Source organism: Gilliamella sp. Bif1-4 (assembly GCF_001690535.1).
Classification (GTDB): Bacteria; Pseudomonadota; Gammaproteobacteria; order Enterobacterales; family Orbaceae; genus Gilliamella; species Gilliamella bombi.
Genome location: NZ_LZHC01000025.1, coordinates 169,441 through 181,044, shown reverse-complemented (window position 1 = coordinate 181,044; position 11,604 = coordinate 169,441). Strand labels below are relative to the sequence as shown.

Below are 11,604 nucleotides of genomic sequence, written 5' to 3'. Positions count from 1 at the left end.
TGTTTATTAAGAATTTCTATTTAAATTAAAAGAATTAATTCGTTATTGATAGAAATTAATCATGGATTTTTATAGCACGAAATTATTATTACTATAGACAATTGCAAAATAATTACAAAAAATATTGTCAATAATACGATAATATAGTTATACTCCCCCAAAATTATTAAGTTGAATAAGATTCCATTTATGAAACGTATGAAAATAGATTTTTGTTCATTTCAAAAGCCGTTAACTTAATATAAAAAATACAATATTTTTTAATTCATACTTATATCGGAAAGATAAATCAATTTAAATTAGAGGTAGTAATTCATTTTTACTAAAAAATCATAACGTCTTTATTTAATTGGAGATTATAAATGGCAAGCATTTTGGTAACAGGCGGGAGCGGTTTTCTTGGATCAAATTTATGTATAAGGTTGATCAATGAAGGAAATAAAGTTATTTGTGTTGATAATAACTATACAGGTCGAATGAAAAACTTGGCAAGTATCATCGATCACCCTAATTTTTCATTTATCAACCATGATGTTATTAATCCTGTTGAAATTGATGGATATTTAGATGAAATTTATCATTTAGCCTGTCCTGCCTCGCCTCCTGCTTATCAGGGTAAAGCTGCCATAATGACAACAAAAACTTGTGTTTATGGAGCAATTAATCTACTTGAATTAGCAAAAGAGAAAAATGCCAAAATATTGTTATCCTCCACATCAGAAGTTTATGGTGATCCGTTAGTTCATCCTCAAGTTGAAAGTTATCGTGGCAATGTAAACCCTAATGGTATAAGAGCTTGCTATGATGAAGGAAAACGTTGTGCAGAAAGTTTATTTTTTGATTATTATCGTGAAGAAAATGTAAGAATAAAAGTTATTCGTATTTTTAATACTTATGGTCCTAGAATGGATCCTAAAGACGGAAGAGTAGTAAGTAATTTTATTTGCCAAGCACTACGTGGAGAGGATATCACCATTTATGGACAAGGCACACAAACCCGATCATTTTGTTATGTAGATGATTTAATTGATGCAATTATCAAAATGATGAAAACTTCAGATAATTTTGTTGGGCCAGTAAATACAGGTAATCCAGGTGAGTTTACGATAAAAGAATTAGCTGAGAAAGTTATAGCCAAAGTTGGTGGAACTTCTAGAATTGTTTATTGTGACTTACCTAAAGATGACCCTACTCAGCGTAAACCAGATATATCTCTAGCAAATGAAAAATTATTATGGAAACCAAATATTGATTTAGATCATGGTTTAGACAAAACGATTGAATATTTTAAATCTGAAATAATAAATGAATAATAGAGGTGATAAATAATGCAAATAGGTATTATTGGTACGGGGTATGTAGGGTTGCCTACAGGTGTTGGACTAGCTGAATTAGGTCATAAAGTTATCTGTATTGACAGAGAACTATCAAAAATAGAAAAATTACAAAGAGGCGAAGTTACTCTTTTTGAAGATGGTTTAGAAGAACTATTAAAGAAAAACTTAAAAAATGGAAATATTTCATTTACAACCTCTATGCAAGAAGGGGTTGCTGGGGCAGATATTGTCCTTATTGCAGTAGGAACACCACCTCATCCAGTGACTAAAGAAGCCGATATGAAATATGTTCATGCGGCGGCTACTGAACTGGCTCAGTATCTAGATGGTTATACGGTTATTGCAACTAAATCAACCGTTCCTGTTGGTACAGGTGATGATATTGAAATGTTAATATCTAAAAGAAATCCAGAAGCAAAATTTGATGTTGTATCTTTGCCTGAATTTTTGAGAGAAGGTTTTGCCGTCTATGATTTTTTCAATCCTGATCGCATTGTAATAGGAACCGATTCAGACAAAGCTAAAGAGGTATTAACTGAGTTATATAAACCATTCGCTGAAAAATCAAGAATTTTATTTGTAAAAAGAAGATCAAGCGAAACGATCAAATATGCTTCTAACGCATTTTTAGCGATGAAAATCCATTATATCAATGAAATGGCTGACTTTTGTGAAAAGGCGCATGCAGATATAGATGAAGTAGCCAAAGGGATGGGATTAGATTCTCGTATTGGTAATAAATTTCTAAATCCTGGTCCCGGTTATGGAGGTAGTTGTTTCCCTAAAGATACTCATGCCATGTATTTTATGGCTAAGCAAAATGGTGTGGAGCTTACACTGATCGATGCGGCAATAAAAGGCAATGAAAAACGTAAACAGAATATTGCTGAAAAAATTATTGCGAAAGTGAGTAATGTCAAAAATGCTAAAATTGCTGTATTAGGACTTGCATTTAAAGGTGGTACGGATGATTGCCGAGAAAGCCCCGCAATGGAAATTATTACAGAGTTATTAAAATCTGAGATGAAAATTATTGCCTATGATCCTAAAGGAATGGCAAATGCTAAAGAGTTACTTGACGATAAAATCTGCTATGCTGATGACATGTATTCAGTTGCTCATGGGGCAGATATTTTAGTAATTTTAACTGAATGGGATGATTTTAAAAGTTACGATTTAAGTCGTATTGCATCAACAATGAGAACTAAAAATATTTTCGATACTCGTAACCTTTTAAATTGCGATATTGCTAATAAACTTGGTTTTTCATATTGCAGGATAGGTAACTAAATGAAAAATATTTTAATTGTTGGCGGAGCTGGTTATATTGGTTCTCATACTGTCAAACAGCTATCTAATAGTGGTTATAATTGTATTGTTATAGACAATCTTATTTACGGCCATAAAGAAGCTGTGTTTACGCCATATTTTGAACTAGCAGATTTGTTGGATAAAGACTCTTTAGATAGAGTCTTTAAAAAGTATCAAATTGATTCTGTAATTCATTTTGCCGCTTTTGCCTATGTAGGTGAAAGTGTGCAACACCCAAGAAAATATTACGAAAATAACGTGGTTGGCACATTAAATTTATTAGATGTTATGCTTAAAAATAATGTGGAAAAGATCGTTTTTTCAAGCACCTGCGCGACATATGGTGAGCCTCAATATATTCCTATTGATGAATCGCATCCTCAAGAACCAATAAATCCATATGGCCGTTCTAAATTGATGATAGAAGAGGTTTTAAAAGACTATCATCAAGCATATGGTTTAAAATATATTTCGTTACGTTACTTTAATGCTGCAGGCTGTTCAAAGGATAAAGATATAGGGGAAAGTCACTCACCTGAGACTCATCTGATTCCATTGGTTTTACAAGCAATCATTAATCAAGATAAACCAATAAAAGTGTTTGGTACTGATTATGATACACCAGATGGTACTTGTGTACGAGATTATATACATGTTGAAGATTTAGCAATTGCTCATCAATTGGCACTTGAGAAACTTGACAAGTATTCTGGCTGTTTAAACTTAGGTACAGGAATTGGCACATCGGTTAAAGAGATTATAACAGCTGCTGAATCTGTAACTGGTAAGATGTGTCCTATTGAATATGCAGGAAGGCGTAACGGAGACCCAGCAAAGCTATTTGCCACCAATAATAAAGCAAAAAATATATTAGGTTGGAGTCCAAAATATAATGACATTAAAGAAATTGTATCCACTGCTTGGGACTGGGAACTAAACAGGAAATATTAATAATGTATGTAAAAAATGTTGTTGTTGGCTGTGGTTTATCTGGTGCAGTAATTGCTGAAAGAATAGCATCTCAATTAAATGAATCTGTACTTATTATTGATAGAAGATCGCATATAGGTGGTAATGTTTATGACTATGAAGATCAGTCCTCTGGAGTGATGGTTCATAAATATGGTCCACATGTATTTCATACAAATAATAAACTAGTATGGGACTACTTAAGTCAATTTACAGAGTGGCATTACTTTATGTATAGAGTAAAAGCTATAATTGATGGTAACGAAGTAAATATACCGTTTAATTTAGATTCTCTGTATAAAGTTTTTCCTAAATCTATAGCTGAAAAATTAGAATTCAAATTGATAGATGAATTTGGTTTCAATAAAAAAGTGCCAATTTTAGATTTAAATAAAAGTAATGATGATGATTTAAAATTCTTAGCAAACTTTATTTACGAAAAGGTTTTTTTAGGTTATACAGTTAAACAATGGGGTGTAAAACCTGAAGATTTAGATAAATCTGTTAGCTCTCGTGTACCTATTTACATCAGTAAAGATAATAGGTACTTTCAGGATAAATATCAGGCTATTCCATTACACGGTTATACTAAAATGGTTGAGAAAGCAATTGAACATCCGTTGATCAGTGTAAAATTAAATACAGATTTTTTAAATATTAAAAAATCAATTCAATATGATCGTCTTTTCTTTACCGGACCAATAGATGAATTTTTTGATTATGAATTTGGTAAGTTGCCATATCGAAGTTTAGATATAAAATTTGTTAATTATGATAAGGAATATTTTCAATCATGTCCTCAACTAAATTATCCAGAAAACTATGATTTTACTAGAAGTGTTGAATATAAATATTATTTAGATCAGTATACTGAAAGAACTATAGTTTCATTTGAGTATCCCCGACCTTTTGAAATTGGAATTAATGAACGTTACTATCCTATTCCAAACGATATAAATCAACAGTTGTATAGAAAATATTATGATAAAGCCACAAACTTGAAAAATACTTATTTTTTGGGTCGTCTAGCCGATTATAAATATTATAATATGGATCAAGTAGTAGAAAGAGCTTTAATATTATTCAATACTATAGAAGGTGAAAATAAATGCCCGGATTAAAAATATTAGTTTCTTATCATAAACCAAGTACATTATTAAAAAATAATATTTTTGTCCCAATACATTTGGGACGTTGTCTAGAAAATAAAGTATCAAAAGATGAGACCGATGATAAATTTGAGCATGAATGGTTATTATCAAATATGATTGGTGACGATACTGGAGATAATATATCAGATAAAAATCGTGAATTATGTGAATTGACTTCTATTTACTGGGCTTGGAAAAATTTAGATAAATTAGATAATCCTGACTATATTGGTTTTATGCATTATCGACGACATTTATGTTTTAATTTGAAATGTGAAGAAAAAATTGATCATGCAGGATTATTATATTCAGATATTATAGATAAGGAATATATTAGTAAATATGGATTAACCGAAAATATTATTAATTCGGTTATCAAAGAAAAAGATATAATTGTTGGTGAAAAAGTTGATGTCACTAAATTTGGAAACAAAACAACTTATGATCACTATCGAAATGCTTTACCAGGTATTCTTCATATTGAAGACTATGATTCGGTTATAGATATTATTGAACGTTTGTATCCACAATATAGCTATAGTATAAAAGAATATAATGCATCACAATATGCATATTTTGCGAATATTTTTATAATGAAAAAAGAATTATTTAAAGAATATGCAACTTGGCTGTTTTCGATTATTTCTGAAGCTGAAAAAGTTGTGGATATATCAAACTACAATATTCAAGAGATTAGAGTCTTAGCATTTATTTCTGAATGGTTATTTGGAATTTGGTATACCCATTGGCTTAAAAATAAAAATACGAAATCGTTAGAATTAAAAAGAACATTTATTCGTAATACAAGTTATGATATTTACCACGACGAGATTTTTCCTGCATTTGAAAAAAATAATATACCGATTATTTTATCTTGTGATAAAAACTATGTGAATTATCTAGGGGTAGCTATAACCTCTATTTTGTCACACTCTAATGAAGTTGATAATTATGATATATTAGTTCTTCATGCTGATATTCCTATACATCAACAGAAAGATATTTTATCCATTTCTAATAATAGTAAACATTCTATTCGGTTTATTAAAATAGATAATTTGTTATCAAATGATATCCGGAAAAAATTCTTTATTACTGCACATTTTTCTCAAGCAACATATTATCGTTTTTTTATTCCGGAGTTGTTCAAGCATTATGACAAAGTGATTTATATAGATTGTGATTTAGTTCTTAATGCTGATATAAGTAAATTGTATAATATACAATTGTCTTCACAACATTTAGTTGCTGCTGTAAAGGATGTTGAATTGCAAAGACTAATGAAAAAAGAAGATGAAAATGGTTATTGGCAAAATTATTTATTTGATACACTGAAAATCCGTAATATTAAAAATTATTTTAATGCGGGAGTTCTTGTTTTTAACGTTAAGCAAATGATTGAAGAAAATTCTATAGAAGTATTTTTTAAGACCCTTGATAGGGTAGTTAATCCAGTTTTAGTTGATCAGGATATATTAAATATTGTTTGCGAAAATAGAGTTAAGTTTCTAGATTTGAAATGGAATGTTCTATATCAAATGCCAATCTGGGATCAGAATTGGAAAAATGTTTTACCATGTTCTTTACTAAATGAATATATAGAAAGCCGTAAAGATCCTTATATCATTCATTATGCTGGCGAAATTAAACCTTGGAATGATCCTTCCAATGAATTAGCTTTATTTTTTTGGCAGCATGCTCGAAAAACTATTTTTTATGAAAGAATCATTTATGATAATTTGAAAAAATTTACGGAATCTAAATTTGTAGCAGACTCTTTAGTTAATCATAAATTAGATAAAGAAAAAAAGGAAGCTGATAATCATAACTTGATGATCATAATAAAAGACGTATTCTATTATAATAGAACTAAAGCTAAGTATGCATATTATAAAATTCTTTCTAAAGTATATTGGGGTAAAAAACGTAAAAGATATAAAGAAAAAAGGAAAAAATTAAAAGAAGAAATTTCTCGAATTCGTCGTATAATAAAAAATTTACGTTAGAAAGATTTTTCTTTATTAATTATATTGTGGGGAATAGATGTTACCTGATATATCAATTATTATACCTGTATACAACTGTGATAAATTTATTAAAAAGTGTATTGATAGTTTATTAAATCAAACTTTTGAAAATATTGAAATTATATGCATTAATGATGGTTCTAAAGATAATTCTTTAGCTATTTTGAATGATTTCTCACAAAAAGATAAGCGCATAATTGTTATTGACCAAAAAAATAGTGGACCAGCTGAAGCAAGAAACAAGGGATTAAAAAAGTCTCGTGGTGAATACATTATGTTTTGTGATAGTGATGATTGGTATGAACCAGCAATGTGTAAAAAAATGTTGGAAACTATTCGATCTAAAAGTGTTGATTTAGTAATATGCAGTTGTAATCTTATCAAAGATGAACAAACTTATGATTTGCGTGATAGTGATTATCATAAGTTGACTTATTATGGTCTTCATTCCCTAACGTATCCATTTAAAACTCAAGTTAATAGTGTCCTTTGGAATAAAATTTTCAAAAAGAGTATTATTGAACAATACAATATAGACTTTCCTTCAGGTTATTACCATGATGATATGGTATTTGTATTACAATATCTTTGTTGTTCAAAAACGATTTATGCTATTGATATTCATCTTTATAATTATTTACTTCGAAGTAACTCTATCATGCATCAAACATATTTTTCACCTAAAGATCGGAAAAAAATGTTTGATGCAATAGATGTAATGAAATATTTTCTTATAAAGCTTTCAGATAATAACTTATTAAACGATAATAAAGCTTATTTTATTGTAATATTATCGGGATTAATAAAATGGATAGTGAGTATATTAAGCAGTAAAGAAGAAATTATTTTCTTTTTAGATTACTGTAATGAGACTATATTATTTGATTTAGATCTTGATTATTTTCCTGATATTGAAAATAAGGCTCATTTGTTAAATATAAAAAATAAGTATTATCAACCTTTTTATCAAGAGGATAATAAAAAGAAAAGAACTAAACTAGTTAAAAAATTTATCAAAAAAGTATTAACTTTTAGTTTTTCTTATTTCCTTTTCCCTTATTATATTTATAAAATTTATAAAAGAATGTAATTCTTTTCAGATTGATGACAAAGAGCTCGCTTTTTGGCGAGTTCTTTGATCTAATAGAGAGGAGTCCATTATAAGAGGAATTCTTCTATGCTAAAAAAAACAACTCCAGCGACACCAGAAAAAATAGAGCAAATCTCGCTAGATGCGCTTGTCCCTCAAAATCATTTTGTTCGTAAAATAGCTAAAGTCATTGATTTTGAATTTATTCGAGAAGCGGTAGCACCACTTTATTGCCCTAATAACGGTCGTCCGGCAGAAGATCCGGTCAGACTGTTTAAAATCATGCTATTGGGTATCTTTTCGGTATCCCCAGTGAACATCGTCTGGTTCAAGAAATTCAGGTCAATTTAGCTTACCGCTGGTTTCTGGGAATGGGATTAACCGAAAAAGTGATTGACGCCTCAACACTCAGCCAAAATCGTCGCCGTCGGTTTAATGACAGTGAAATCTATCAACAGATTTTTGATAATATTGTTGAGCAGGCCATTGCCAAAGGGTTGATAAGTGGTCGGGTTTTATATACGGACAGTACTCACCTAAAAGCAAATGCCAATAAAGGCAAAGCACGTAATGAGCAGCGTATTGTTGAGCCCAGTCAATATATTGATGCGCTTAATCAAGCCATCAACGCAGAAAGAGAATTAAACGGAAAAAAGCCTTAAAGCCATCGACGGTAGAGAAATACAAGGAGGTTAAAGTCAGTACAACAGATCCGGACAGTGGCTTTATGCATCGGGAAGGCAAGCCTAAAGGGTTCTTCTACTTAGAGCACCGAACGGTTGATGGCAAACATAATTTAATTACCGATACCTATGTCACTGCCGGAAATATCCATGATTCCCAGCCTTATATGGCTCGATTAAAACGCCAGCTAGAGTGGTTTGGCTTTAATCCGGTTGGTGTCGGTCTTGATGCGGGTTATTTTACGGCTCCCATTTGCCATTTACTGCTGGCAGAGCAGATATATCCGGTGTTGGGTTATCGTCGTCCCACCCATGGTGCGAATCCCATCAGAAAAAAGCAGTTTATCTATAACGGTCAAAACGATACTTATACTTGCCCAAACGGGCAAACATTAATATATAAAACTACCAGCAGGGAAGGTTATCGTCATTATCATTCTGATGCAACAAGCTGCAAAGTCTGTCCGTTATTGTCACAGTGTACACAGAGTAAAAATACACAGAAAGTCATCACACGGCATATCTGGGAAGCAGATAAAGAGAAAGCCAACGAGATTCGTTTAAGTCAGTGGGGTAAAAAAGTCTATGCTCGACGAAAAGAGACCATAGAGCGCAGCTTTGCTGATGCTAAACAACATCACGGACATCGCTATGCACGATTTAGAGGAAGAGCGCAGGTTCAAATGCAGTGTTTATTGGCCGTAACGGCTCAAAATATCAAGAAAATAGCGATAAAGCTATTTTTGTTACGTTTTTTTAGGCTATTTTTTAATTTATTTAATAAAATCCAAATTAAAAATCCTATTTATGGTTTAAATAAAAAAATAAACCCCGAATTATATCGAGGTTTGTCATCAATCTGAAAAGAATGTAATTCTTTTTTAATAAATAGGTTGACTATTAATAGCTTAAATATTATGAAATAAATGAGTGTAACTATCCTCAAAATGGCAATTCAAAAGTGGAAAATTTATCTATGATAAAAATAAACACTAGAGTAGGAAAGTCTTACGCTTAAGCGGATGTTTGCTGAGCTGAGTTTAAAATCGCAGCATCAGGGAGAAATCATAAAAATCTGTATTGCTATCAAAGTGCATAAAATAAGGATAGAGAATCTATAAGCTAGTCATTTTTTTATATTGCCATGATTTGTACTACTCTAATAATTGGAAATTTGCAATTACATTACGTGATGTAAAAAAGATAATAGTTCAATAATTTAATCAATACGGCTTTTTTATAGTATAATCTATAAAATTTGTTATTTTGTAAAAATTATTATGCCCAAAAAATATAATTCTTTGAGTGCGCTTATACAACTATGGCCATTTGTCAAACAATATAAAAAAGCTTTATTTGTTGCTATATTAGGGCTTTTGTTAAATGCAGCTACAGATTCGACCTTAATATCTCTAACCAAACCGTTGCTAGATAATGGTTTAATGAATAAAAACTACGCGTTGTTAGTTTATATTGCTATATCAATTATTGGTTTGATTACATTACGTGGATTGTCAAATTATGCTTCCACATACTGTCTTTCATGGCTATCAGGTAAAGTTATAACTAAATTCAGACAAATGATATTCAATCATTTGCTGAAAAGTCCAGTAAGTTTTCATGATAAACATTCTGTGGGCGATCTAGTCTCAATTATTACCTATAATACTCAGATGCTTTCTAAAGCCTCATCTGATGCTTTAATTATTCTTGTTCGTGAAATCACTTATGCAATTGGTTTATGTTTTGTTATGTTTTATGGTAGTTGGAAATTAGCATTAGTGCTAATTTTTCTTATACCATTAATAATTGGTGTTGCTCAATTTATTGCAAAAAAATTTAGAAAAACATTAATGTCAATGCAAAAAGGTATGGGTGAAATAACAACTTCGGCTGATGAAATGTTAAAAGGCCATAAAGATGTTTTAATTTTTAATGCTAAAGAGTATGAAAAAAATAATTTTAATAAAATTACTAACACTTTTCGGCGAGATATGTTGAAGATTGAAATGGTTTCAAGATTATCAACACCAATCATTCAAATGATTGCAACTTTAGGTCTAGCCTTAATATTATATCTTGTTGCAAGCCAGAGTTTAGATATTACTCCAGGATCTTTTACTGTCGTTTTTTCAGCAATGATAGCTATAATGCGTCCTTTACGAGAGCTAACAAGTCTACATGTTGAATTACAAAAAGGTGCTGTAGCGTGCGAATCATTGTTCGGGCTTTTAGAAGCTCCACTTGAAGAAGATAAAGGTACAATTGATGCAAATCATATAACTGGAAATATTGAATTTAGAAATGTGACCTATCAATACCCTACAACCAGTACATCTGTACTTAATAATATTAATTTTAAAATTAAAGCTGGTCAAACGGTTGCTTTAGTAGGGCGATCAGGTGCAGGTAAGTCAACTATTGCAAGTTTGATTCCAAGATTTTATGATTTAGAAAAAGGAGAAATACTTTTAGATGGTATTAATATTAAAGATTATACCTTAAAGTCATTAAGAAATCATATAGGGTATGTTTCTCAACGAGTGCACTTATTTAATGGTACCATTGCAGATAACATTGTTTATGGTGAAAAAGGATTACATAGCCAAGAAGAAATAATTAAGGTTGCTGAATTGGCTAATGCCATGGAATTTATAAATAAACTAGAAAATGGAATAGATACGGAAATAGGTGATAATGGTGTTTTATTATCAGGAGGACAACGGCAACGCATTGCTATTGCGAGAGTTTTGTTACGTAATAATCCAATTTTAATTCTGGATGAAGCGACTTCAGCACTAGATAATGAATCTGAAAGGTTAGTACAAGAAGCCATTGAAGTTTTACAAAAAAATAGAACTTCGATTGTTATTGCTCATAGATTATCAACCATCGAAAAAGCGGATCGAATTTTAGTCATTGATAATGGTGAAATTGTAGAAGATGGTAATCATCATAGCCTTATTGAACAAAATGGTATTTATGCCTTAATGCATAAAATGCAATTCAAATCATAATATATTAAATAATGAATAT

The 11,604-nt window shown here is 30.7% G+C and carries 7 protein-coding genes and 1 pseudogene; all 8 read left to right on the top strand.

Features of this window, described 5'->3' with window-relative positions; all coding sequences use genetic code 11:
- Positions 1-362 precede the first annotated feature (362 nt).
- The 8 genes and pseudogenes from A9G25_RS05665 to msbA all read left to right on the top strand — a co-directional run bounded on the left by A9G25_RS05665 (position 363) and on the right by msbA (position 11,585).
- Positions 363-1,313, top strand: coding sequence for a UDP-glucuronic acid decarboxylase family protein (locus A9G25_RS05665; protein ID WP_065626131.1), 951 nt, complete (start codon positions 363-365; stop codon positions 1,311-1,313).
- A 15-nt stretch (positions 1,314-1,328) separates the two neighbouring features.
- Positions 1,329-2,627: a UDP-glucose dehydrogenase family protein gene (locus A9G25_RS05660; protein WP_065626130.1), complete on the top strand. Its 1,299-nt coding sequence runs from the start codon at positions 1,329-1,331 to the stop codon at positions 2,625-2,627.
- Positions 2,628-3,599 (top strand): UDP-glucose 4-epimerase GalE, encoded by a 972-nt coding sequence (gene galE / locus A9G25_RS05655; RefSeq protein WP_065626129.1) that lies wholly within the window; start codon positions 2,628-2,630, stop codon positions 3,597-3,599.
- Entirely contained in the window at positions 3,599-4,738 is a 1,140-nt protein-coding gene (gene glf / locus A9G25_RS05650; protein ID WP_176701079.1) for a UDP-galactopyranose mutase, read from the top strand. Before galE ends, glf begins: the two co-directional genes overlap by 1 nt.
- Positions 4,726-6,774, top strand: a complete 2,049-nt coding sequence (locus tag A9G25_RS05645) for a DUF4422 domain-containing protein (protein ID WP_065626127.1) — start codon at positions 4,726-4,728, stop codon at positions 6,772-6,774. Before glf ends, A9G25_RS05645 begins: the two co-directional genes overlap by 13 nt.
- A 37-nt stretch (positions 6,775-6,811) precedes the next feature.
- Positions 6,812-7,885: a glycosyltransferase family 2 protein gene (locus tag A9G25_RS05640; RefSeq protein ID WP_065626126.1), complete on the top strand. Its 1,074-nt coding sequence runs from the start codon at positions 6,812-6,814 to the stop codon at positions 7,883-7,885.
- An 87-nt stretch (positions 7,886-7,972) separates the two neighbouring features.
- Positions 7,973-9,431: pseudogene (locus A9G25_RS12300) on the top strand (IS1182 family transposase).
- 417 nt (positions 9,432-9,848) lie between these two features.
- Entirely contained in the window at positions 9,849-11,585 is a 1,737-nt protein-coding gene (gene msbA, locus A9G25_RS05620) for a lipid A export permease/ATP-binding protein MsbA (RefSeq protein WP_065626122.1), read from the top strand.
- Positions 11,586-11,604 lie beyond the last annotated feature (19 nt).

What these genes read in the sequence shown, in the direction of transcription:
- A9G25_RS05665 (WP_065626131.1), top strand. Translation starts at nt 363, where the DNA reads ATGGCAAGCATTTTGGTAACAGGCGGGAGCGGTTTTCTTGGATCAAAT.
- A9G25_RS05660 (WP_065626130.1), top strand. Translation starts at nt 1,329, where the DNA reads ATGCAAATAGGTATTATTGGTACGGGGTATGTAGGGTTGCCTACAGGT.
- galE (WP_065626129.1), top strand. Translation starts at nt 2,628, where the DNA reads ATGAAAAATATTTTAATTGTTGGCGGAGCTGGTTATATTGGTTCTCAT.
- A9G25_RS05645 (WP_065626127.1), top strand. Translation starts at nt 4,726, where the DNA reads ATGCCCGGATTAAAAATATTAGTTTCTTATCATAAACCAAGTACATTA.
- A9G25_RS05640 (WP_065626126.1), top strand. Translation starts at nt 6,812, where the DNA reads ATGTTACCTGATATATCAATTATTATACCTGTATACAACTGTGATAAA.
- msbA (WP_065626122.1), top strand. Translation starts at nt 9,849, where the DNA reads ATGCCCAAAAAATATAATTCTTTGAGTGCGCTTATACAACTATGGCCA.